This window comes from Leptospira mayottensis 200901116 (assembly GCF_000306675.2).
Classification (GTDB): Bacteria; Spirochaetota; Leptospiria; order Leptospirales; family Leptospiraceae; genus Leptospira; species Leptospira mayottensis.
The window spans coordinates 402,310-426,500 of sequence record NZ_CP024871.1 but is presented as its reverse complement, the minus strand read 5'-3'; the positions used below and the strand labels follow the sequence as shown (position 1 = coordinate 426,500).

The window sequence follows — 24,191 nt, the reverse complement described above, 5'->3', positions numbered from 1 at the left end:
CGATTTCCTAGGATAGAATCGACCCTTTTCTATAAGTATCGGCCTCCCCTAATTGATGCGGTTTTAGAAATGGAAACTGCGGTTTGAATTTTCGAAAAAAAGAAAAAAGCGGAGTCATTTCCCCGCTTTTTAAAGGAAAAAATCAGTCTTTTGAGGTTCCTGCAATCAGAAGAGCGGCTCCTAAAAGAGAAACATCCTTCAAAAGTGCGATCGTGGAAGCCTGATTTCCCGCAGCCGCACCCGGAAGATGCACCAAGACCACAAAAATTCCCAAAAGAACCGCAAGAAGAACAGTCGCCAAATACGTCTTAATTCCGGTAATTACAGAAACCGAAGCCGCAATCAAGGCCAACCCGGTTACATAAACCCAAACAATCGGAAAAGGAATATAAGAAGGAACAATCCCTGTCATCGCGGGACCTGAAATAAAGTGAAATAATCCGAAAATCGCAAAGGGGACCGCATATACTATTTTACCTATTTTTTTCATATTAAACTCCTTAATTCATATCCTTCAGAGAAAATTTCCGAAATCAGTCATTCTATCTGAAAGTCAGGTATCGAATCCTGATTGAATATTGAACTTCAGCAACTATAATTTGACCAAAAAATAAAGTGGGTTTTTCGTTTTGGATATAAAAATTCTCAATAAAACTGATTTGGATTGGCTCTTTACGCTGGAAGAAAATTGTTTCGGTAGTCACGCCTGGACAAAAGAAATGTTATACTCTCACCTTCGAGAGTTTTCAGGAATCGGTTCGACTGATCTCTGTTACATTCTCTATAAACTCGCGGGTGATGAGATAGAAATCTATCGAATCGCAGTGTATTCCCGTCAGAGAAGGCAAGGCAAAGGAAAAGAACTTTTGGAGCATCTTCTAAGTTTCGAAAAGGACAAAACATTTTTTCTGGAAGTCAATTCTACAAATTCTCCAGCAATCGCTTTGTATGAGTCCTGCGGATTCCAAAAAATTCATGTAAGAAAACATTATTATGAAAACGGCTCAGATGCATTGATTTATAAAAAAGCTCCGATAGACGTTTTCGAAAATTTCAGTTTTAACGTACCGGATCCCTGAAACCACAAGTCTCCTAGATCTTTCGGCGAAATCTGAAGTTTCATAAGTTTACAAAACCAAAAGAACGTGTTTTCTTACTGTATTCAAAAATCCTAAACGAAGTCCGTTTAATGATTTCGTAAATTTTTTTTATTATGCGTTTGTTAAAAGCCCTTTTTTAGCTGAAAGTTATTTCCAATCGGTATACACTGCTTTTACTGGAAAATTTTAGTATGAGAAGAATTCTTCGAACTATTTTGCCCCTCTTTGTCTGCGGATTTTTTGTGAACTGTTTTTTAAATCCTCTTTCTAAACTCGTCACTGATACCGTTTTCCCCACGAAAGAAGACTGTCAAAACTGTGAAGAACAACTTCTTGTTGCGGTCTCCGCCGTTTCTCATCCTAGAGTTTTACAGCCTCGCGCCGACGGAATCCAAGCGTTCGCTTTAAATCTTTCCATGTCTTTTCCATTTTATTGCATCGTAGGAATCTGCGCTGGAGGAATTACCGAGAATCAACCCACATCCACGGTTAGCGTTGCGGTTCCGAATGGAACCGATCTTACCGCCTTAAAGCCCAATTTTTTGATTCCGGAAAATTCCAAACTGGAAGTGAATGGAGAATCACAAATTTCGGGAACATCGGTTCAAAATTTCACCAGCCCCGTGATCTACAAGTTTACGGATTCCAAGGGAGAGAGTCAAAGTTATACCGTGACAGTAAGTCCCGCTCCTCCCGAAGATAGAGTAAACGGAACCGTTTTATTTCCGACCGGTGATCTTTGGACGAAATGTTCTTATGGTCAGGTTTGGAGGCCGGGTTTCAACGATTGTAAGGGCAAAGGAAACGAAAACGACAATTACGGAGCAAATACAGACATCGTCTTCTGCGACACTGCCGATGCGTCTTGTGACATCTACGGAAACTTCGCGTTTCAAAACGCCTGTTTCGAGATGCAACAAATATTATCACCTCCTAATATTCCTATGAACGTATTGAGAGCCGGAGATTTCAACCGATTAAGTGCCCTGGTTCTATGCAACGGTTTTTCCAAAGGACCTTCTTGTGGAACCGCAGATCAGTGTCTCGGAAATTCTGGAACCACCGTCAACGAGAGTCTGTTCCCACAAACCGTAAACGGTTACTATTGGACTTCGTCCATTTGTTCTGTTTTAAACATGCAGGTGATCCAATTCGGCGGATTAAGCAACACAACCGTCCAGGTAAAAAACGGTAAGGGCAAGGCTCTGCGTTGCACGTACAATATCTTTTCATGATCCGCTTTCAAACAGTAAAATTCCGTTCCGTTCGAGGTGTGGTTTTGTATGAAATTTAGATTTTACGTTTTGTTTTTTTATTCCATTCTGATCCTATTCGCAAACTGCAAGATCGATCAAAGAGTAAGCGCGGATAAAAGTCATCGGACCGTTTTAGCTTCTGCTGACGCAAGTTGCCAGGTCGCCTTTGTCGAACCCTTGTATTCTTTTCTATTCGGCTTGTTGCCAGTGTTTCGTAAAGCCGAACCAGAACCAGGCCCCGGAAAAACGTTACGCGTCACCGAAGTTACGAACTGGAAAGACTACGTGGTGACCGCGTTAGGCGGTTGGGCAATCACTTTGGTTCGCCGGACGAGAACGATCGAATTCTGCCAGGAGAACTTATACGCCAGCAACTGGAATCCAGAAAAGATTTCCATCGATCAGACCTTGTATCAGATGGCTGTATCCGGTAAAATTATCGTCCATTTGAAATCGGGGGATCCTTTGACCCAGGTAAAAATCGTAGGTTTTGATGAATCCTCCGTGGACGTTGAAACCGTAACCCCCGATCCTCAAGGCGGAATGATGGATCGGGCTTTTTTACGGGATGGCTCGATTTTGGACGGTAAGCAGATCGGACAGGACGACAAGGAAGTGATCATGGAAAATCTGGAAGGGAAAAAAATTACGATCGCCAAATCGACCCTTCATAAGATCGATATGCGGGTTCCGAAAATGATTAAAGAAAAAAAGAATATTCTAAAATCCGAAATTTCCAGGATCGCGTTTGAGGATTTCGAAAAAAAATAGAGGTTTGGTCGAGTTCATAAATCAGAGTTGTTTCAGTTTTTTATTGATTTTATTTTAGAGTCTTGTCCCAAAATCTGTAAAAACTCCGCTAAAATTTAACAATTATAAAATCTGTTCGAAAGCCCGTAGAGACGCAATCTGTGGGAACTTCTATATTTTGCTAGGAACACTCACAAAATGATGTAACTGATTTCTTTTAAAGTTTTGGGACAGGAACAAATTCTAAGACTTTTTTCTCAAAAGAATACTACAAAACGTTCCGATCCCTTCCTGGCGACCCAAAGCTCCCATTTTTTCGGTGGTGGTAGCCTTGACGGAAACGCAGTCCACCGGAAGATTCAATAGATTACATAAGGATTTTGTAATTTTCTCTTTGAGAGGCGTAATTTTGGGCCGTTCTCCGATCACGGTACAATCCACGTTGACGAGTTGGAAATTTCTTTCTTTCATCAGTTCCAAACATTTCGCGAGAATGACCTTGCTATCAATGTTCTTCAATTTTGGATCGGTGTCGGGAAAATATTGACCGATGTCCCCCAAAGCCAAAGCCCCTAAAATTGCATCAGAGATCGCATGCAAAATAATGTCTGCATCGGAATGACCTACAAGGGCAAACTCAGACTCGCATTCCACCCCTCCCAGAATCAAAGGACGGCTTTGGTTTATCTCCAACTTATGAAAATCAATCCCGTTTCCAATTCTAAACATTCAATATTCCTAAATTTAATAACTATAATACTCTGGCAAAGTATCTTAAACGAATCCATATACAAAATTTTCCGACTCCAGCGATTATTTTTCCATCTTTGATCTTCGTTTCAAAAATGCCCAAATGTTCCTAATTTACGAGCCTTTCCTCTTGCATAGAGACTATCAATTTTCTTCTCGATCCTGTAGTTAGAATTTTTCTCATAATATAGACATTTTTTTACTGTAGTTTAACGAACGTTTTGGAGCAGTAATTCGATACGTTTTATATCCGAGGTTTTAGTCTAAATCGAAGGCTCAAAGCAAATTTTACCACATTTCTACTTCGTATCGATTCGATTCAAAAAAACGTCCACGATATTTTGTTTCCATCTTAATTCTTTTCTAAGATAGGTTTCATTGGCGAGATTTTGGTGGAGTTCTATTGATCTTTTTTTATTTCGTTTTGCTTCGTTCCGTTCCGAAAAGTGAAAATTACAAATCGATAGACCAGCGTATGTTTCCCCCAAGAAAGGGGCCCGACGGATTCAACTCGATCGAGCGTAGGAAATATTTTTTTGCCAAAATGTAGTCATCTTTTTGAAGATGAAGATATCCCAGATTGTTGACCGGATAAGCAAACGTAGGATTTAGTTCGATCGCTTTTTGAAAATGAGAAAGCGCTTTTTCCGTCTGATCATCGTTATAGTAACTGATCGCAAGATTATTCCAAAGATCCGGATATTCAGGATCGATTTTTAACGCGGCTTCGTAATAACGAATCGCGGAACGAAAGTTTCCGGCCGAATCATACAAATATCCCAGAGATAAATAAGAGAAGGAATATTCAGGATCGTTTTTGATTGCTTTTTTAAAAAGGTGAAACGCCTCTGTAGGCTTTCCGAGATAAAAATAGATCCATCCAGTAGAAACGTCAGCGGTTGCAGAGGAAGAAACTAAAAACGTTTCCGGAAAATCCGATGGACTCATCCAATTTTTTTCCAAGGTTTTTGCAGCGATTGCATTTTGGAGTAGAATATAATTTTTTCCGCAATTTTGTAATTCGGATTTTCGGTTTTCGAAAAATCAAAGTAACGCAGAGCGTTTTCATAATCTCCGAGATAAAAGTAACACGCACCGATGTTGTTGAAAATCTCGTATTTATAAGGCGCATCTCCGAGAAGATTCAAAAATTGTTCCAGTGCGCTTTTGTATTCTTTCAATTGGAAAAAAGAATGTGCACGCAGATAGTTTAAGGCTAAATTCTCGGATCGATTTAGTGGAGCTGTTCGATTTGCGAGTTTAAGTGCAACGCTGAAATTCTTCAGCTTGTATTGAGTTAGAACTTCGTTTAACGAAATTTCGCGATCGGAGTTGTCGCCCGGGTCGGCAAATAAGACATTTCCGAATAAAAAGAGCAGAATAAAAAGACGATTTCGTTTCCCAAGCATACGGGTCGACCCAAGATTACTTACATTATCAGATTGTAAAGCACTTAACTACTGAGGTTGAGAAGAAACAAAAACCTATTTCTTAAAAGAAAGATCCAACATTCTTTGAACGGACATTCTCCCCTTCTCGATCACTTCCGGATCTAGATGAATTTCGTACTGATCGTACAAGAGCGCGTCTTTGATTTTTTCCAAAGTGATTTTTTTCATGTGAGGACAAACCTGGCAAGTGGAAACGAAATGACGGTCCGGAAATTCGGTACGCAAGTTATCACCCATAGAACATTCCGTAATTAGGAAAATATTCTTCGTTCCAGATTTACGGATAAAATCGCTCATTTGGGAAGTGGAACCGGAATAATCAGAATGATCCACAACTTCGGTTTTACATTCGGGATGAGAGATCACAGTAACGCCAGGAAACTGTCTTCTTGTAAGTTCGATGTCTTCCGCGGAATACATCTCGTGAACCATACAACTCCCGGGATGTGTGATGATCTTTTTCCTGGTAAGATTCTGAACGTTTGCAGCCAAATAACGATCAGGTAAAAAAATCACGGTATCACTTTCCAAGGACTCGATCACTTGTAACGCGTTCGCCGAGGTGCAACAGATGTCCGTTTCAGCTTTTACGTCCGCAGTGCAGTTAACGTATGTAACTACGGGAACACCTGGATATTTTCGTTTGAGATCGATTACATCTTGTCTCGTGATACTCTCTGCAAGAGAACAACCCGCTTTGAGATCCGCAATGAGAACCTTCTTTTGGGGAGACATAAGCTTTGCAGTCTCTGCCATAAAATGAACCCCGTTAAAAAGAATGATGTCTGCGTCCGTATCCGTCGCGACCTTACTCAGGTAAAGAGAATCGCCCGTGATATCCGAGACCCCGTGAAACACATCCGGAGTCATATAATTGTGCCCGAGAAGAATCGCATTTTTCTCTCTCTTTAATTTTTGAATTTCCTGGATTAAGGGAAGTTTTTCTTCCACTTCGTGTTCCATGTAAGTGTTTTTAAGAGCTATCGTAATTTCTTCAAGGGTTTTCATGGGTAAGGCCAATATGTAGTTGTGGTCGAAATTCCTTTTAACTTCGAAAAGGAAGAATCCGTTCCCGTGTTACAATTAGACTGGCATTGCCTCCAAAGATTCCCACTGTTTGTAGAACCGGAACGTTTTGCTGTAACATAATCGGATTCAGTTTCAAAAGAACAGGAAGAATAACTCAAGAAAAATGTGGAATTGCATTTGCTCCAACAGTGGAGAAGTTCCTCTAAAACCTCCCTGTTTTGCATATTGGTAGGATGAATTCCATTTTGAAGTCGATCCATTTCCTGAGAAGAACATTTCTCATTGATTGAAACAGGAGATTTTAAACATAAATTCTCCTGGGAATAATAATCCAAACAGGAAGGGTTTGTAGCAGAAGTTAAAATCCAACCGAGAAGTTGCTGATTGATCGTATCCTCTTTTTGTTTAGAAACGATACAATCAAATGTGACTAGAAAACAAAAAAGAAGAACCAAAACAAATTGTTTGTGTGCAACAAATCCCATTGTAGCTCAGTTTCCTTTACGAGAAGCTTCGATACAATCAAAAAATAAAGAGAAAAAGACAGGTTCGTCAAATCCGAGTTTTTTGATTCTAAAATATATTGACACGATTCTTTTTGAATTTTAAATCAATCTTTATTCCCCAAAATCAAACAGGATTGGTGTTACTTTCAATGAGAAAATTATCTTCTCTAATCACTGTGTTAGTTCTCCTTATTTATTTAGGAAATTGCGCAGCTACAGTCGATGTAGAATATCCGGTATTCCCGAAAGATAAAGAAGGCCGTGCGCTTCAGAAATTCCTCGGAACGATTCGTAACGTAGGTTTGGCTGTCGAAGCCCCAAAGAAAAGTCTCTGGGAAGCGATCTTCGGAGAAGGTTCTAGTTTTATCGACCAAATGCCTTCTAAAGTTTTCGAGGCATTCGATAAAGAATCTTATTACAAACTTACCGACCTCAGCAAACGTGCCGATATCCTTAACGAGGCTACTCTTTCTCTCACAGGAATTACGAAAAGCAGAGCGAAGATCGGAAATCTAATCGGGGCGGAAGCAATCCTTTACATCGGATATCAAAAACCCTATACAGAGTGTGGTAGCGAAAACAAAATCGATGCAGTTGCGGCTGGTCTTAAAGTTGCCGGTTTTGCTGCTTCCATGGCAACGGGTAAAGAAGTGAATACCGGAAACGATCCCGTTTCAAAACCGACTGGCGTTCGTTATATGCTAATTCCTTTAGATGCAACTTTGATCAAAGTAGAAACTGGAGAAGTTAAAAAAGCGGTCGTTTCTAACCCCGCAAAAATTTTTAACAGCGTCGGAAATCTGGAATGTCCTTCCATTCTGGATTCTTTCGGACAAGGATTGGACGAAGCCGCTGCATATATCAAAGGCAGACTTTCTCCGATTGTTAAAACGGAAAGAATTAAGGTTTTCGTAAAAGACGAAGATGAGGAAGTAAAAGAACTTCTCCAAGAAGGTTACGAAGAAATCGTGGGAGAAACTCCAAGTTTTAAAAAGGCAAAAGAAGCCTGGGAAAAAGCGGATAAAAAAGCGAAAGGTCAATCCTGGGGAGCGAAAGCAAACCTAGCGACTTATTATTTTTCCGTCGGCGATTTCGAAAAATCGATCAAACTCTACGAAGAAGCTATGAAACTCAAAGATGCCGATAAAAGTTATCTGAGAGAACTTAGAAAAAGAGTAGAGGCTACGTTTGCAGTTGATGAGAGTAACGCGAAGTAATCTGATTCCTTTGAAATTGCAGAATTGTATGAAAAGCGGACGAAAGTCCGCTTTTCTTATTTCTATTTTCACCTTTTCAATCGTATTCCTTATCGATTGTAGAAAAACCCCGAACGAAGAGGAATGCGTGGAAAACCAGATGCACAACGTAAAGTTGATCGCACAAGCCTCCGAAGACGAAATCCCGCCCACGATGCAACAAATCATGCTGAAACAGATTCTTCAGCCGGCCATGTCTCGGGCCATTGTACTCCGTTGTATGTCCGAAAAAACCCTAAAACAGGTCCAATGCGAACTAGCAAAGGAAAAGTTTAGGGATTTAAAAGAATGTAAAAAATTTGGGAAAGAAGAATCGAAATAAATCCGATTTCGTCGACATTTCAACGACACTTTTCGAAACCCTAGATAGAGATTGAATAAAAAAATAGTATATTCTAATCTTCTAAAATTCCCGCTTCTGAGCAATTCATCAACATATCAAGTGAACTCGGCAAACACTCAAGTTTACTTTTGAGTTCGTTCCAAAACGCGAAAACCCACATTGGATGGTTTTGGGACAAACATTTATCAAAAAGGTTGAACTGCAAGGATCAAGATCCCGAATTGTTCCTTCTAAGATACGCCGGAATATCGTAATCGTCCACTTTCGGAGCAGAACCGTTCGAAGAACGAAGTCGTAAAGATCCAGAGTTTCGATTCTGTTCTGCGTTTTCATCCTGAAAGAGTTCTTTCTTCTTCGCAGAAGAGTTTTCCATTCCCACCGCTTTCTTTTGAAGACCGTAGTTTTCCTGAACCCTCGCAGTCAAATCCTGATTTTGAATAAGTTTTCCCGAAGAGGAACGCCTATCAAAACCGGTAGCGATTACGGTTACCCGAATTTTATTAGAAAGACTTTCATCTTCGTGAAGACCGACGATGATATTCGCGTTCGGATCCACTTGAGAAGTGATGATTCCGGAAACCTCATTCCAATCAGAGATTGTAAGATCTTTTCCACCCGAAACGTTAATGAGAAGTGAAGAAGCCCCCGTAATCGAAGCCGAATCTAACAGAGAATTGTTGATAGCGTATTCAACGGCTTCTTTAACTTTACCTTCTCCGCTTCCTTCTCCGACTCCCATTACCGCATCTCCGGTGTCTTTCATGATCGTTTTCACGTCTGCAAAGTCTACATTGATCAGTCCCGGATTGTTAATAATATCGCTGATTCCTCTGACAGCGTTGAGAAGAATATCGTCGATCACTTGAAACGCAAGATCAATCGGAGTGCTTTTATCCACAACTCTGAAGATGGAATCGTTATTAATGAGAATCAAAGTATCAACGTGAGAACGAAGTTGTTCGATTCCTTTGCGAGCAAGCTCCATTCTTTTTTTACCCTCGAAGGAAAAAGGGAGAGTAACAACTCCTACCACGAGGCATTTCATTTCCTTGGCAATCTTTGCAATTACGGGAGCAGCTCCGGTTCCAGTCCCTCCCCCCATTCCGGCCGTGACAAAAACCATATCGGCTCCGCGGACTGAGGATTGTATTCTTTCCTTATCTTCTTCCGCCGCTCTGTAACCGAGTTCGGGATCACCACCCGCTCCCATACCGCGAGTTACTTTTGTTCCTAAGATGATTTTATTTTCCACTGGAGAACGAAGTAAAACTTGTTCGTCGGTATTGAGAATCGTAAATTCAACCCCTTTTAAAGTGGAGTTAGACATTCTTGTCACTGCGTTCATTCCGCCGCCGCCGACCCCAAATACTTTGATTACTGCGGGACTTGATTTTACTTCTTCTTCAAATCGGATCATATCGTTTTTCCTTTTGGAGAACGGATCAAAGATTGTCTTCAATCCATCTTTTGATTTTTTTAGACCAGCCTTCCGAACGGTCTACGGATTTCTGATCCATGTCCGTCATCCTATCTGCATATTTAATCATCCCGATCACCGTAGAAAATTCCGGAGAGGACGCTTTTTCAGCGAGTCCGCTAATTCCACCAGGCCTTGCTCTGGATGCCGTTAGACGAAATACATCTTCCGCGAGGGTGTCGATTCCTTCGAGCAGACTTCCTCCTCCCGTGAGGATCACTCCCCCTGCAAGTAGCCCTTTCTTGCCAGATTTTTCCAGTTCCTTATCCGCCATCTCAAAGATTTCCCTCATCCTCGGTTCGATGATAGAAACAAGCTCCTCTCGAAGGACTTGCCTTGCGGGTCTTCCACTAATTGGCGGAATTTCGATCGTTTCGGTAGGATCGATTTCGGACAGAATAGTATGCCCGTACCTTTTTTTTAGAAGTTCGGCGGTTTCCAAGGTGGTTTTAAGTCCGATGGAGATGTCGCTTGTAACGTTGATTCCTCCAAAAGGTATCACGGAAGAATAAGAAATCCCTCCGTCCACATACACGATCAGATCACAGATTCCGGCTCCTATATCCAGAACCGCGGTCCCTAAATCCTTTTCTCCCGAAGTCAAAACTGACTCAGAGGATGCAAGGCTAGAGAGAATCATTACTTCACAAGCGAGACCGGATGATTCAATACATTTTTCTAAATTATGAATTGCTGTTATTCCTGCCGTTACGATATGAACTTCTGCTTCTAGACGAACTCCTGTCATTCCGATCGGATCTCGAATACTCGTTTGATCATCAACCGAGAATTCTTTGGAGAGTACGTGTAAGATCTGTTGATCCGCAGGAACCCGAATCGCTTGTGCTGCTTCAATTACTCTGACTACGTCCGGCTCCGTCACGGTTCTATCTCGGTTTGTGATCGCAACTACTCCTTTGGAATTATCAGCTCTAACCGTCTTCCCCGTAATGTTAACCGCCACCACAGAAATTTCTTGACCGGACGTGAGTTCGGCTTCGCTGACTGCTTCGATGATGGAACGTGTAGTGGATTCTATGTTGATAATGGATCCGTTTTTGACTCCAGAGGAAGGATAAGCTCCAGTTCCAATGATTTCCACTTCATACTCGGAAATAGGTCGAGCCAAGACCACCTTCGTCAAAGAAGTTCCAAGGTCCAGTGCAGCAATAATTTTATCTCTCGGTTCCGACATATCAGTGATAGACCGCGTCTTCTCCTCTGATATCCACAAGCTCGGATTGAATCCGATCTTTTTCAAAATATGCCAATATAGCGTAAAGTTTTCTGATTTGGTCTCGATGAAGAAGAGTGCCGATTTGAATTCTCAATTGAATCGGTTCGTCCGCAAAGAAAAAAATTTCCCCATCTTCTTGCAGTAAAACTTCGGAGATTCTCGGCTTTAAAGCGGGGTATATTCGAAAAGCTTGCTCCACCGAATTGTAAAGATCGCGAAAGATAGCGTCTTGGATGGCTCCGTTTTTTACGGGAAAGTTTCCGGAGAGAATACAGAGATCTTTCTCACGAACATCGTCTTTAGAAAGAAGCCGCAATTCCGAATCGATCTCGTAAAGATGCCCGTTCGAATTTACGACGTATACGGCTTTTTTTTCCGTGAGTTCTATGAGTAATTGATCTTCCGACTTTTTAGTGATACGGGCAGAATTGACTCTGGGAAGCCTGGAGAGTTTTTTTTCCAGAAGATCCAAGTCCAACGTATCAAAGGAGGTTCCGGGTTGAATTTCAAGCATTCTTACGATTTCTTCCGTTTTGAGCTTTTCATGCCCCGTAATAATTAACTTATTCAATTCTCGTGGTATCATCCCCTGATAACCGAAGCCGAGCATTATTCCAACACTCAAAATTCCGATCAGGAGAGCCAAAAGGAGAATGTTTCTTCTTTTCTGCACAAATTCTCTTAGGAAGTCAATCAGATTATGTCTCATAATAAATTCTTCAGGGAAATTTCTTCCCTGATTTCCATATCGGGTTTTGGAATCACTCTACATCTTGTTTTTTGCTGTAGGAATTCCCATATTTCAAACGGCTAAGACAATATTACAATTTCATATTCTCCTTCTAACCTACTACTTGAAACGTAGGAACTCCCACAGATTACGTCTCTTTACGTTATTTTAAGGTCTTAAGGCAGGCTTTAAAATCAAAAAAGTCCAATCCGGATCCGACGGTCAGCAATAGGGAAAATAAACCCATTACGATTCTCTCTTTTTCAAAAAAAGAAAGTCGCGTCGGAACAACTGTCCTATAAAATCCGATCTTATAAGAAATAGACTACCTCATGAATCTTTCCAAACATACAGCTATTTTGACAGGTATTATTTTCTTCTTAGGATTTTCCTTAGGGATCTATGTTTCCGTGGTTGAAAAGGCCGGAACCCAAGATGAATATCCCTATACCATGAAAATTTATTATCCCCGCTTGGAAGGAATTCATCCGGGTGCGCCAGTTCGAATTTTGGGAGTAGAAAAAGGAATTGTTCGCAGCTTGGACGTGATTCCGATAGACGAAGTAGGAGACCAGAAATTTTTAAATAAGGATCAGACAAAAGCAATTGAAATCGTAATCCGACTCAGAGAACCAGTCACACTTTGGGACAATTACAAAATCACATTCCAAACAAATACAATCCTCTCCGGAAGAACGATCGATATCGATCCGGGTTCCTTCGAAAAAGAAGACACCACTTTTTTTCAACCTACCTACTTGGAAAAGGAACAAAGACCTCCGGATTTTTTACCTTCTGCGGATTATTTTGAAGATTTTTTCTCAGCTTCCACAGGAGTGATTCGGGAAAACCGGGAAGACATCCGTGTGTCTTTTAATAATTTTTATGAGATTTCGGAAAAACTGAAATCGAACCGTGGAACGATTCCTCGAATTATCAACTCTCCGGAAACGTACGACAACGTGATAGAACTTCTTTCCGATGCGAGAATTTTCGGAAACGATATGCGTCGCTATACAGAAGGTTATCGCAAGTTGGAACGTTCGGCTCCGACCCCATTTACAATCAATTTATACCGCAGAACCACACTAATCGGGAGCGTAGGCAATAATTATTATTTTCGTAAATTATAATATAATAATTTTTAAAATAGTCACCAAACCGCTTCCACAACAGAGCGAATACGATAGACTCAAAATAACGTAAATTGACTAATCCCTTTCTATGCTCCCAACTACTTAAGTTATCTTAAGACGAATTCCCTTTGTTTTATATTATTTTTAAGACAAAATGGCGCCCCTTCTGGGCTTGAAAACCGTGGGTTAGATGCAAGCATTTACCACAAAACAAGAAAACCAACAGAAGGAACGTAATGAAAAGAAAAATATATGTAGGAATGGATGTCCACAAAGAAACGAACAGAATTGCGAATTTAACGAACAATACAAAGGAAATAGTAAAAGAACAGCAGATAAAACATAATGAGGTTCAGATCAAAAAGTTCGTCAATAAACTAAAATCAGAATGGAACGAGATACATAGTTGTTACGAGGCGGGAGTAACCGGTTATCCACTTTACAGATATCTAAAGTCTTTGGGAGTGAATTGTATCCTTGTAGCGCCAGGAAAGATACCAAGACAAAGCTCGGATAAGATCAAAACGGATAAGAGAGACGCGATCAAATTAGCAAAATTATTACGAAGTGGAGAATTAGAATCGATTCATGTACCGAGTGAAGAGGACGAAGCGGTAAGAGATTATTTGAGATCCCGTGACAGTCTTCGTTTGGATTTAGGAAGGAATCGTCAAAGGTTGATGAAATTCTTATTAAGAAAGGGTATAACCTACTCAGCAACAAAGTATTGGACAGTCAGTCATAACAAATGGTTGAACAATCTACAGTTTAACAACGAGATCCTTCAAGAGACGTTTAACGACTATTATAGTCGGGTAAGAGTTCAAGAAGAGAATTTAAAAGCGATGGATAAGAGGATACAAGAGATAGCGGAAAGTGAACCGTATCGAGAGAAAGTAGGAATATTAAGATGTTTCCGAGGAGTGGATTATCTAACCGCAATGTTTTTACTTTGTGAGGTTTGTGACTTCAAACGATTCAAAACAGCCGGTTCGTTCATGAGTTTTCTTGGACTTGTTCCGGGAGAATATTCCAGCGGTTCCAAAAGAAAACAAACAGGGATAACAAAAACTGGAAGTCCCAGACTTCGAAGGATTTTGACAGAAGCAGCTTGGCAACATCGTTTCCCTGGAACAGGAAGTAAGATTGTAACCGCACGTAGATCGGGACAACCTGCGTTAGTTGTTGCTTTGGCGGAAAAAGCATCTCTCAGATTACACAAGAAGTTTCGTAATCTACAGCAAAGAGGAAAAACTCCTCAGGTAATGATAACGGCAGTTTCAAGAGAGTTATCCGGATTCCTTTGGGCGGCGATGAATCTGGTTGCATAGAGTTAGAGTAATGTTTCATCCAATAATTGAATTCGTTAGAGAAGATGTACGATAAAGGAGGAATACTTGTTGGCTCAGTGTTGAAGCAAATTTGAATTTCAAATTTGACCTTCGTTTTAAGACTAAGAACAGCTCCCGATGTATAGATTATCCTGCGGTATCCAACCCGCGAATATCAGTCTGATCAATCGTCGCGAATGCTTTTCTCTAACGAGTTAAATTATTGGGTGATTAAAAAAAAATGCGAAAAAATATTTACGGCTCCGGATGGGGGCGCCATATCAGAGCCTGTCTTAAAACCTCAAAATATAGGAACCTAGACGAGAATTTAACAGTTATAAAATACGCTTGAAAGCTCGTAAACACCAAAGGGACGTAATTTGTGAGAACTTCTATATTTTATTACAAACTTACTGAATGATTGTAACTGATTTCTTTTAAGGTTTTGGGACGGCTCTAATGAGATCCGTTCCGAAGAATCAATCATCTACAAGTGCCTTTTCTTAATTCGATTGTCAGACAAATTCTCTTATTGATTGATAGCATTTTTATAACAATAATTTTCTTCGGTCATACTGATCCCATCCTGTGACCTGCGTTTGAGCATAACATTCGTGTAATTCTTCAAACAAAAGATCGAAATGACCTTTTTATTCCTAAGGACTCGTTCAAGAGTCCTATTTAAAGCACGAATTCAACCTTCTGTTTCAAGAAAGTGGTGGAGTTTGAATCCTACAATTTTTCCGGAATATAAAATCAAAGAAAGATAACCGTCTTTAACTTTGATGTAAATATATCGGAAACAAAGATCAGATTTGCTTCTGCAGGAATTAAATTCTGGATTGAATTGGGATATTTGAAAAAGGAAGTTTGAATTTGTGATTCCTGGCGTTAGCAGCGATTTTGTGTAAATAACGTTCTTTAAAAAGAATCCAATTTCAATTTATCCCCGAAAACTGATTCATTGCTTTTCCCCAATCTTGAATCGGCGCGATCCACCATTTTTTAGATATATTATTCAATGTTAAATAGAGAAATTTGATTTCGGCCTCATGGTCGGAAAGGATCCCCGATTTTTGATAATTTTTCTCGTATATCTTTCTTTGTTTTTCCAAAAAGAAAGAGAATCACTTCTCAAAAGACGACCTGCCCATCTTGATGCAATATTCTTGCAGGATCTCTTCATTTTTACTCTCACTATTTTACTTCTTGCCATACCTTTCTAACCGTCTCAGAACCTTTGATTCCGTTGTATTTTCTACGGATGAAATCAGAAATCGGCTTCTCGATCCTTTCCGATCAACTCTGCAAGAATCAATCCCGCAAAGACGATCGTACAACCCGCAATCCGAATGGGCCCCGAAGTTTCACCTAATAATAAGAAAGCGATGATGGAAGAAAAAACAGGTTCCAAAGAAAAGATGATTCCCACACGAGTTGGTGACACATAACGTTGAAATTTCGTTTGTAAAAACGTAGTCAATACCGAAGCTAAAAGCGCATTGTACAAAACCCCTGGAATCAATCCCATACTCGGATTAATCCTCGCTTCCTCAATTCCGGTAAAATGAAGACCGATCGTCGACACTAAGGCGAGAAAACCAGCCACAAAGGACTGATAAAAAATGGAAACTCGAATCGGAATTTCAGAGCCCACACGATCCATTTGGATGATATACAAAGAGAAAAAAAATGCACCGCCAAGAGTAATCCAATCTCCACTTGTAATCATCAAAGAACCTTCCATCCCGATTTCTCCCAAAAGGATCAGACAAATTCCAGTAAAAACCACGGCAGCCCCCAAAAGATTTCCCCTTGCGGGCATTTTTCTTTTGAAGACCGCTTCCAGAAACGGCGTAATAACAACTAACGTTCCTATCAAAAAAGAGGATTTAGTCGCCGTCGTAGTTTTGAGTCCTAAGGTTTCACAAGCAAACCCGAGATATAAAAACATTCCGAGCCAAAATGCACTCGGGTACCAAACTTTACCGCTTCTAAATTCTTTCCAAACAAATGGAAAAAAAACGAAGCTTGCAATCCCAAAACGAAGACTCAAAAAGATAGAGGGAGAAGTATCCCTGAGTCCGAAAACCGTCATGGTGAACGTCCCTCCCCAAACCAAAGTACAAAGGATAAGATATACCTCGTTTCCAAATTGTCCGATACGAAACATTAAATTCTACTTTTCTTAAGTATGATTTTTAGAGGTTCCCAGTTTCGGCGAGGTCGGGACCAAATTTCAACGGATTCGTAACCTTTTTTGGAAATTTTGATCTTCGTTTCCTTTCGATCGGGAAATAACTGAAAGAAAAATCCATTGACCGGATTGGAAACCCGAATTTCCTCATGAAAGTATTTTATTCTTTCAATTTCGATTTTCGCTTCGAGAGGTGTGCCGAATTCGTCCGTAACTTTCAAGAAAATCTTTCTTCCTTCCAAGACTTCGTTTAACAAAATATTCCAAGTTTCTCTCAAAGAAACGTTCACCTTTTCCACTTCCCCATATACGGGATTTAGATGTGTGGTTTCCAAAAGATACGCGAGTGTTCCATGAGTGAAATATAAATAATCTTGATCTACTCCATCAATAGGATAAATATTTTTTTTCGGTTCAAATTCTTTTTCGGGATTCAAGCTTGCGACGGAAGCTGCGATCTTCCTCCCTAATTCTCCAGCCATGTCTGGTTCTGGATTGTTCAAGGAATCGATTGAATAAGGAATTAACAGACAATTTGCATATGCGTGATAACTAATAGACGCAGCAAATCTTTCCCGATCGGCCAAATCCATCATCGCCTTTGTTTCGGGTTCCGATCCCGCTGAAGGCCCTCTATAAAAATAGTTGGAAGGATTCGAAGAAGAATAACCTCCTCCCGTTTTTCCCCAGAAAAAAGGATAGTTTCGGTTGATATCGACTCCCGGATTTAATTTGTCATTTACCGGACCAATTCCAGGATGACCGTTCTTTCTTCCCATCAAATTGGACACATGCCAAAAGTGCCTGGCTCCGTCTGGATTAACAATCGGAACAACCCAGATCTTCATCTTATTTAGAATTTCCTCATATCTTTTAGGCTTGGACAAAACGGAATATACGATATCGTAACAGTGTTCGATAGAGATGACTTCATTTGCATGATGGGCACAATTGAAAAGGACAGAGATCTTTTCCTCATCGGACAGGTTCGTGTTCGTAAGAAGCAATGCTGGAATCTCTCTACCTCTTGCAGTCTTACCGATTACTTCCGCACGAGCTCGTTCGGGGTAACGACTTGCAACTCCAAGTATATAATGAATATTTAATATATTATCCTTATATCCTTTTTTGAGATCGTCAAGGCCGGTAAACTGTTCTTTGATGAGATCCTGATAATTTCCAGAATAGTATTTAAACGGAAAGTATTGCTTGACAACCGTAACTCCCGGAGACGGAAATCCAAACTTTTCGACATCTTCCTTACTCATCACGGAATAATAAGAATCAGCCTCTTGATAACTGATGGTATACTTTCCTTCCGTTTTCTCCTTAAATTCTCCTAAATGCCCAGGATCGATCCGAACGAGGAGCATTTTTCTTGGATCATTTAACGGAGAATTCAGGATTTTCTTTCGAAAGAAACCTCCACAGGAAACGATTACAAACAGACTCACACAAAAGAAGAATATGGTGCGAAATGGAAAGACGGAATACGATTTCATTCTCTTTAAAATATTAGAACTAATTTGTCACGGTCGTTTTAAGAATCCAGAGATTTTTTAAAATACTTGATTTGTTCGTTTCCTTTTTCAGTCTATCCTCATTCTAAAAGATTCTTTCTACTGCGGAATCCTTTAGGATAGGAATCTTCATGAAATCAAAAATCCGAAATACTCTTCTACTCGCAATGATTTCGACCGCCTATTTAGAATGTACGTACAAATTGTTTGCGAACTCCCCTCCCTGCGGCGGAAAAGAAATCGCCGGAATGAAATGTATTGCTGCCGGAGAATTCATCCGAGGAAGCAATACGTACGATGCGGACGAGAGGCCGGAGGAGAAAGTTTATGTGAGTGACTTTTATATGGATATATACGAAGTCACAAACGAAGAATTTAATAAATGCAAAAACGCGGGTAAATGCCAAGAATGCTTAAAGACGGGTAAATGCAATTACATCGGACCGCGTTATGGTAAACCGTATTTAGGTCCCAAACAACCCGCGGTAGGAATCAGCTGGCATACGGCAAAAGAATTTTGCGAATGGGCAGGCAAAAGACTCCCAACTGAAGCGGAATGGGAAAAAGCGGCCAGAGGGCCCGATGGAAATTTATACCCTTGGGGAAACGAACTCGCAACCTGCGAGAAAGCGATTATCGCTGTGGGAGATACCAAAGGATGTGTCGCTAAAAAAACGGAGAAACCCCATCTTATGCCGACAGCCGACGTCGGAACAAAAGCCCCTGGGGTTTATGGTTTGTATGATATGGCTGGAAATTCATGGGAATGGACTGCAGATTGGTATTCCTCTTCTTTTAAAGTCTGCGGAGATGCGTGTAGAGGAAAAGATCCCAAAGGTCCTTGCGGTGGAAAAGAATCTTGCCCAGGTTACTCAAAGAAAGTCTTAAAAAGCGGCTCTTGGTGGTGGCCGGCAAGTTATGCGAGAGGCTCCAAAAGGAGAGCCCACATTCCGGAAAACTTTCCGGAATACCATCATTTCGGTTTTCGCTGCGCAAAGGACGCAGATAATTAATATGATCAATAATTTTAAATTAGGAATTTATTTTATTCTTATACTCCCGATCCTTTGTTTTTCATTTTGCTCCGGACCGGAAAAAACCAAAGAGACCCAAAACCACCATTCGAGAGAACAAAATCTCGTTTCCAAACTCGGGATTTTTAAGGAGACCCCTCAAGAAACCCTCGTTCCCACAAAATGGGACGTAGGCGATACTACCGTTTCCAACGAAGATCGCTTAGATCTTCTTATTCCTCACGTTCAAAACATAGGAAACGCTTATGTTGGAGTCGGATCGGAACAAAATCTCACAATCGCAGCTTGGGCGAAATCTGATTTTATTTATCTTATGGACTTTACCCAGATAGTCGTTCATGCAAACACGATCACAATTCTTTTCCTTAAAAAAGGAGAAAAGAAGGAAGATTTTATCCGTCTTTGGGGTAAAGAAGGCGAAAAGGAAGCCCTTGAGCTAATTCAGACCTCTTTCTCTGATCCAGAAGTCTACAAGAAAGTTTATAAACAAGCTTCTCCGTTTATTCGTAAACGTCATAAGACCAACTTGATGCTCGCCCAAAAATATAACTACAAAATGTTCCAAACCGACGAGGAACAATACTCTTATATCCGTAAATTGGCGATCGAGGGAAGGATTTTCCCCGTCCGTGGAAATCTTCTCGGAAATATTACGTTAACCGGAATTGGGAACACTTTGAAAAAAGTAGGCCATAAGATCGGGGTTATTTATTTTAGCAACGCAGAAGAATATTTTTCTTATCCTAAGGAGTTTAAGAATTCCATTCTCAATCTTCCGATCGAAGAAAATTCTCTTGTGGTGAGAACGATTTCCGTACGTAAAGACTTGTTCCCTTGGTCTCCCGGTTCCGAAATTTCCACGGACAGGGGATTTCACTACTGCGTTCAAAAAATTTCTAATTTTCAAAAATGGTTAACAAGCGACAAACCAGGACTTCGCTCTTTACAAGTTATGGTAGAAGGCGGGACCGTCGACAAGAAGAATGGAATCACAGTCGTTGACAAGGAACCGGTCGTAACTCCTACACCGACTTTAACGACTACCCCACCAAATCAAACAAGAACCAATCAACTTACACAATAAGAATCGAGTTCTGAAAGCAAATTAAACAATCCGTTTTCAGAACTGTCTGTATACAGAATTTGTCCTATGGATCCTACATAATAGGATTTTGAGACAAACCTCCCGTTTAAACGCAAAACTATAATCTTATTTGTATCTCAAGACGTAAGAATTTCTATAGAAACGTAACAACGAAAAGTATATTCGAAAGTTCATAAACTTGCTCAAGAGCGAGAACTCCTGCGTTTTTAGTACAAACTTGCTGAACAATTGTAACTGATTTTTTAGGTTTTTAAGATAGGCTCACAATCGTTTTTCAATTCCGATCCCACTTTTCTTAACCTCACGATACACTAACTGATTTTTATGATGAGAAATTTGACCTTTAAGACAACAGACAAAAAAGATACGTTCTTAAAATTATTACAAATATTATAAAATTATAAAGTAAAACATAAAACGGCACTTCTCCATTTACAAAAATCCAATCGAACAAAATCCACGCAAAAAGAAAACTCACTTCCTAAGTAACTCCAAGCTTTTTTCCTTCTAATTAAAACGCGACAAAATCGACTTAAGGATGCATAACTTACTATTAAAGTCCGGATATAAAATACGTTTTTTGTTTTTAAACCGAAACTTGAATCTAAAAAACAAACGTACTACGAAAGCAATTCAAGCTTTATTAAACCCTAAAGTAACAATCAGTCAGACATAACCCGCAACAAAATAAAGATTCAATAAACACTACCGAGCTTATGATTCATTTTACATTTACACTATAATTTTATTATTTACAATATCTGAAAAATATATCCAACATTGAACGCCAAGACACAGGAGTCAACATGACAGACTACATTGTTCGCGGAGGTGAACAAGAACTTCCTCCGCCTTATCATATGAAACAAGTAGAATTTTACGCCTTTTGTATACAAGGAAATCAGAATGCGATTCAATCTATCGTAGATAGAGATCTTAACGGGCCCGCAAGTGGCAAGATGCATTACTCTGCATTTACAGATAAGTTATTTCTTGTATTTGCAAAACAGCAATATCTTGTTCCGGGCAACGATTGCGGCTGGGTGAAGGAAACAGACGTAGGTTTTTGGATTCCTCTTTTTGCAAAAGATCCGTTTCGAATCCGGTTCTATCAACCTTATCTCTTCGTGGATATTCCTACTGCAATGGCTACGGGAAGAGAAATCTACGGTTTTCATAAAATTCAAGGTGAATTTCAAATACCTTCTCTTCAGGTTCCTCCCGAATACTTTTCCGTGGATGCGATCACCCCTCGTGGCAAAGACCGTCAGGCTATCTCCCAACGGATATTCACTCTTACTTGTCCCCCGGAAGAAACTCATTCAAAAGAATCATTCGATGAATTGTCTAAGTTGGGAAATGAATTCGCTAAGATTCTTTTCGACGACCCTTTCAAGATTAAAATTCCGAGCACTGGCTCAACAATCAATCTCTTGGAGCATTTATTTTTTCCCGAAGTTGGAATGGTCTTCTTAAAACAATTCAGGGATGCGGCCGATCCTAAATTAGCTTGTTATCAAGCAATTGTAGAAGCGAACAGCAAAGTTACTCTATTTCGTAAGGGCGGAATTTTGGAAGGGAATTACATTTTAGATATTTTGAGTAACGCGTATTTTCCTTTCATTTCCGACTTTGGCCTTAAAAGCACTTCCGTCTCGATTCAATTTGGACTTTGGTGTGACTTTGATTTTGATTTTTCTCCCGGAAAAATCATTCATCAAAACGTTTAAAACCACTTCGGAGAAAAAAACTACATATGTAAAAAACGAAATCGAATTTGGGAATTTGTTAGTTTAAATTCAATTTGCAAACATATATTAAAATTTTAATATATTCTACCAATATAGTTTAACTGATAACAGGTGAGATTTTATGAAGAACAAAAAAGAAAAAGTAATTATACTCGGAGGCGGTTTGAGTTCTCTCGTTACTGCATACGAAATCACTTCTAAACCCGATTGGCAGGAGAAGTACGACATCACAATTTATCAATTAGGTTGGAGACTCGGCGGAAAAGGCGCAAGCGGCAGAAATCAGGACTTTTCCAATCGAATTGAAGAACACGGATTGCACATTTGGTTCGGATTTTACGATCACGCTTTTCAACTCATCAGAAAATGTTATCAAGAACTCGGAAGGCCTCTCACTGATCCTTTAGCTACCTGGGAAGAAGCGTTTAAACCGGCGAACTTTTTCGTATTGGAGGAACAGATAAATGGAAATTACCAACCTTGGCCGATGCGATTTCCGATGAACAATCAAATTCCAGGAGATACTACCGAGCTTCCGGATCCTTCGGTTTACCCTTCGATGATTCTAAGTTATGTGAACGAATATTATGTAAGTCATCGGAAATCCATTTTTCCGGAAAACGAGCAAATTGATGATCAAAACATCTGGAAACAAATCTTAGAATGGATAAAAGACGAGGAGGAAAGAGACAGCTTAGACGTGATCGAAAAAATCATTCTCGTTCTAAAAAATCTTTCGAATAAACTAAACGATGATTTTGCTTATGATCACTTTCTAAAAATCCTAGACCTACTCATTGATAATCTTTGGGAAAAAGTAGAGAAAAAAATCGAATCGAACACCGAGGCAAGAAGATTCTGGATCTTAGTCGATTTCAGTCTCACCAATATCAAAGGAATAATTAAAGACAACATTTTAGAGAAAGGTTTCGAAAGTATAGACGACTTCGATTATAGAGAATGGCTAAAACGTCACGGAGCAAACGAACTCACGATCAACTCCGCGATCGTGCAAGCAATCTACGGTCTCGTATTCGGAGGGAAGCGGCAATACACTTTCGCCGCTGGCACGGCTCTTAAAGGAGCTTTAAGAATGGTCTTTACCTACAAAGGTGCGGTCGCTTATAAAATGCAAGCGGGAATGGGAGACGTCATTTTCACTCCTCTGTATGAAATCCTGAAAAGACGCGGAGTTCACATCAAATTTTTTCATCGAGTGAGGGAACTGATTCCCGGAAAATCGAACGGACAATCCTTGATTCAAACTGTAAAAATCGGCAAACAAGTGAACCTAAATAAGGATGAATACTGTCCCTTGATAAACGTAAAAGGACTTGCATGCTGGCCAAGTGAACCTCTCTACGACCAAATCGTGGAAGGAGAAATATTAAAAAAAAATAATATAGATTTGGAGAACTATTGGTCCACATGGCAGGATAAAGAGGAGATCATCCTCGAATATGGAAGTGATTTCGATCGAATCGTATTCGGAATTTCCATTGGTGCAATTCCTTTTATATGTCCGAAGATTTTAGAGGAAAGCTCAAAGTGGAGACAAATGACGGAATCGATCACAACTTGTCTAACGGATGCGTTTCAGCTTTGGATGTATCCCGATATTGCAGGTCTAGGATGGAAATATTGGAAGAACGAATCTCCGGTGCTAGGATCTTACGTAGAACCTTTTGACACTTGGTGCGACATGAGTCATCTCATCAACAGAGAATCTTGGTCAGATTCCCTCTCGCCAAATCATATCGCCTATTTTTGCGGCCCTTCTCCCGCCGGAATAACACCTAAGGATCCTCTGGTTAATCCGGATATACCGACTCAGATGAAAAAATTAAAGGAAAGGATTGTGAAATTTCTAGAGCAAGACGTGCATGTTCTTTGGCCGACTTCTACGATTCCTGGAAAAACTTCAGGGTTCAATTGGGATTTTTTATTGGATGCAAACAAGGCGGAAAAAGGACCTCAAAGAATCGAATCCCAATATGTCCGTTTAAATATTCAACCCACGGAAAGATACGTTTTATCGGTGAAAGGTTCGACGAAATACAGACTTCCGGCGGGTAATAACGGATACTCCAATCTTGTAATTACGGGAGATTGGATTCAAAATTCCGTGTTAAACGCAGGATGTGTGGAAAGTACCGTCGTAAGCGGTATCGAAGCGGCTCGTTGTTTTTCTTAAATTTCGGAAATGGAATCTTTTTCTTTTCGATTTTAGAA

Annotated in this window: 20 protein-coding genes and 2 pseudogenes; 11 read left to right on the top strand and 11 right to left on the bottom strand. The window is 40.1% G+C overall.

Annotated features, from left to right (window positions below; translation table 11 throughout):
- Window positions 1-142 precede the first annotated feature (142 nt).
- Window positions 143-490, bottom strand: coding sequence for a DoxX family protein (locus LEP1GSC190_RS01925; protein WP_002619751.1), 348 nt, complete (start codon window positions 488-490; stop codon window positions 143-145).
- 139 nt (window positions 491-629) lie between these two features.
- Here LEP1GSC190_RS01925 and LEP1GSC190_RS01920 point away from each other — a divergent pair, with 139 nt between their 5' ends.
- The 3 genes from LEP1GSC190_RS01920 (at window position 630) to LEP1GSC190_RS01905 (ending at window position 3,127) form a co-directional block, all read left to right on the top strand.
- Window positions 630-1,079 (top strand): GNAT family N-acetyltransferase, encoded by a 450-nt coding sequence (locus LEP1GSC190_RS01920; protein ID WP_002747379.1) that lies wholly within the window; start codon window positions 630-632, stop codon window positions 1,077-1,079.
- A gap of 212 nt (window positions 1,080-1,291) precedes the next feature.
- A complete protein-coding gene (locus LEP1GSC190_RS01910) occupies window positions 1,292-2,335 on the top strand; it encodes a hypothetical protein (protein ID WP_002747596.1) in 1,044 nt (347 codons plus the stop codon).
- 48 nt (window positions 2,336-2,383) lie between these two features.
- Window positions 2,384-3,127 carry an LIC_13076 family protein gene (locus LEP1GSC190_RS01905; protein ID WP_002747467.1) on the top strand — a complete coding sequence of 248 codons (744 nt, stop codon included), beginning with the start codon at window positions 2,384-2,386 and terminating at the stop codon, window positions 3,125-3,127.
- Between the two features lie 222 nt (window positions 3,128-3,349).
- On the opposite strand, the gene ispF is transcribed toward LEP1GSC190_RS01905, so the two are convergent.
- From ispF to LEP1GSC190_RS01885, 4 genes and pseudogenes are all read right to left on the bottom strand, one after another.
- Complete coding sequence (gene ispF, locus LEP1GSC190_RS01900) at window positions 3,350-3,835, bottom strand: 2-C-methyl-D-erythritol 2,4-cyclodiphosphate synthase (protein WP_002747276.1); 486 nt, start codon at window positions 3,833-3,835, stop codon at window positions 3,350-3,352.
- Window positions 3,836-4,155: 320 nt separating this feature from the next.
- Window positions 4,156-5,265, bottom strand: a pseudogene (locus LEP1GSC190_RS01895) (tetratricopeptide repeat protein).
- A gap of 75 nt (window positions 5,266-5,340) precedes the next feature.
- Entirely contained in the window at window positions 5,341-6,315 is a 975-nt protein-coding gene (nadA, locus tag LEP1GSC190_RS01890; protein ID WP_002747522.1) for a quinolinate synthase NadA, read from the bottom strand.
- Window positions 6,312-6,821, bottom strand: coding sequence for a hypothetical protein (locus LEP1GSC190_RS01885; RefSeq protein WP_002747360.1), 510 nt, complete (start codon window positions 6,819-6,821; stop codon window positions 6,312-6,314). Before LEP1GSC190_RS01885 ends, nadA begins: the two co-directional genes overlap by 4 nt.
- 170 nt (window positions 6,822-6,991) lie before the next feature.
- Between LEP1GSC190_RS01885 and LEP1GSC190_RS01880 the strand changes: the two genes are divergently transcribed.
- Together LEP1GSC190_RS01880 and lep are read left to right on the top strand one after the other, a co-directional pair.
- The gene (locus tag LEP1GSC190_RS01880; RefSeq protein WP_002747374.1) at window positions 6,992-8,059 is read left to right on the top strand and encodes a lipoprotein LipL41; all 1,068 of its coding nucleotides are present in this window, start codon (window positions 6,992-6,994) and stop codon (window positions 8,057-8,059) included.
- Window positions 8,040-8,420, top strand: a complete 381-nt coding sequence (gene lep / locus LEP1GSC190_RS01875; protein ID WP_036036786.1) for a LipL41-expression chaperone Lep — start codon at window positions 8,040-8,042, stop codon at window positions 8,418-8,420. Before LEP1GSC190_RS01880 ends, lep begins: the two co-directional genes overlap by 20 nt.
- Window positions 8,421-8,649: 229 nt before the next feature.
- Here lep and ftsZ read toward each other — a convergent pair whose 3' ends face one another.
- The 3 genes from ftsZ to LEP1GSC190_RS01860 are packed head-to-tail and all read right to left on the bottom strand — an operon-like array spanning window position 8,650 to window position 11,864.
- Window positions 8,650-9,858, bottom strand: a complete 1,209-nt coding sequence (ftsZ, locus tag LEP1GSC190_RS01870; RefSeq protein WP_002747600.1) for a cell division protein FtsZ — start codon at window positions 9,856-9,858, stop codon at window positions 8,650-8,652.
- A gap of 25 nt (window positions 9,859-9,883) precedes the next feature.
- Window positions 9,884-11,113: a cell division protein FtsA gene (gene ftsA / locus LEP1GSC190_RS01865; RefSeq protein ID WP_002747364.1), complete on the bottom strand. Its 1,230-nt coding sequence runs from the start codon at window positions 11,111-11,113 to the stop codon at window positions 9,884-9,886.
- Between the two features lies 1 nt (window position 11,114).
- Window positions 11,115-11,864, bottom strand: a complete 750-nt coding sequence (locus LEP1GSC190_RS01860; protein WP_002747391.1) for a cell division protein FtsQ/DivIB — start codon at window positions 11,862-11,864, stop codon at window positions 11,115-11,117.
- 353 nt (window positions 11,865-12,217) lie between these two features.
- On the opposite strand from LEP1GSC190_RS01860, the gene LEP1GSC190_RS01855 reads away from it, so the two are divergent.
- Window positions 12,218-13,018: an MlaD family protein gene (locus tag LEP1GSC190_RS01855; RefSeq protein WP_002747280.1), complete on the top strand. Its 801-nt coding sequence runs from the start codon at window positions 12,218-12,220 to the stop codon at window positions 13,016-13,018.
- Window positions 13,019-13,257: 239 nt separating this feature from the next.
- Window positions 13,258-14,352: an IS110 family RNA-guided transposase gene (locus tag LEP1GSC190_RS01850; RefSeq protein ID WP_117344622.1), complete on the top strand. Its 1,095-nt coding sequence runs from the start codon at window positions 13,258-13,260 to the stop codon at window positions 14,350-14,352.
- Between the two features lie 921 nt (window positions 14,353-15,273).
- On the opposite strand, the pseudogene LEP1GSC190_RS20045 reads toward LEP1GSC190_RS01850, so the two are convergent.
- The 3 genes and pseudogenes from LEP1GSC190_RS20045 to LEP1GSC190_RS01840 form a co-directional block, all read right to left on the bottom strand.
- Window positions 15,274-15,442: pseudogene (locus LEP1GSC190_RS20045) on the bottom strand (IS256 family transposase); the annotation flags it as partial.
- 180 nt (window positions 15,443-15,622) lie between these two features.
- On the bottom strand, window positions 15,623-16,525 hold the full coding sequence (locus tag LEP1GSC190_RS01845) for a DMT family transporter (protein WP_002747289.1): 903 nt from the start codon (window positions 16,523-16,525) through the stop codon (window positions 15,623-15,625).
- Complete coding sequence (locus LEP1GSC190_RS01840) at window positions 16,525-18,051, bottom strand: M14 family zinc carboxypeptidase (RefSeq protein ID WP_002747539.1); 1,527 nt, start codon at window positions 18,049-18,051, stop codon at window positions 16,525-16,527. Before LEP1GSC190_RS01840 ends, LEP1GSC190_RS01845 begins: the two co-directional genes overlap by 1 nt.
- Before the next feature lie 149 nt (window positions 18,052-18,200).
- On the opposite strand from LEP1GSC190_RS01840, the gene LEP1GSC190_RS01835 reads away from it, so the two are divergent.
- The 4 genes from LEP1GSC190_RS01835 to LEP1GSC190_RS01820 all read left to right on the top strand — a co-directional run bounded on the left by LEP1GSC190_RS01835 (window position 18,201) and on the right by LEP1GSC190_RS01820 (window position 24,153).
- Complete coding sequence (locus tag LEP1GSC190_RS01835) at window positions 18,201-19,082, top strand: formylglycine-generating enzyme family protein (protein WP_002747497.1); 882 nt, start codon at window positions 18,201-18,203, stop codon at window positions 19,080-19,082.
- Between the two features lies 1 nt (window position 19,083).
- A complete protein-coding gene (locus LEP1GSC190_RS01830) occupies window positions 19,084-20,187 on the top strand; it encodes an LIC_10091 family lipoprotein (protein WP_002747396.1) in 1,104 nt (367 codons plus the stop codon).
- Window positions 20,188-21,014: 827 nt separating this feature from the next.
- On the top strand, window positions 21,015-21,938 hold the full coding sequence (locus tag LEP1GSC190_RS01825) for a hypothetical protein (protein WP_002747290.1): 924 nt from the start codon (window positions 21,015-21,017) through the stop codon (window positions 21,936-21,938).
- A gap of 142 nt (window positions 21,939-22,080) precedes the next feature.
- Entirely contained in the window at window positions 22,081-24,153 is a 2,073-nt protein-coding gene (locus LEP1GSC190_RS01820; RefSeq protein WP_002747592.1) for an NAD(P)-binding protein, read from the top strand.
- The last annotated feature ends 38 nt before the right edge of the window (window positions 24,154-24,191 follow it).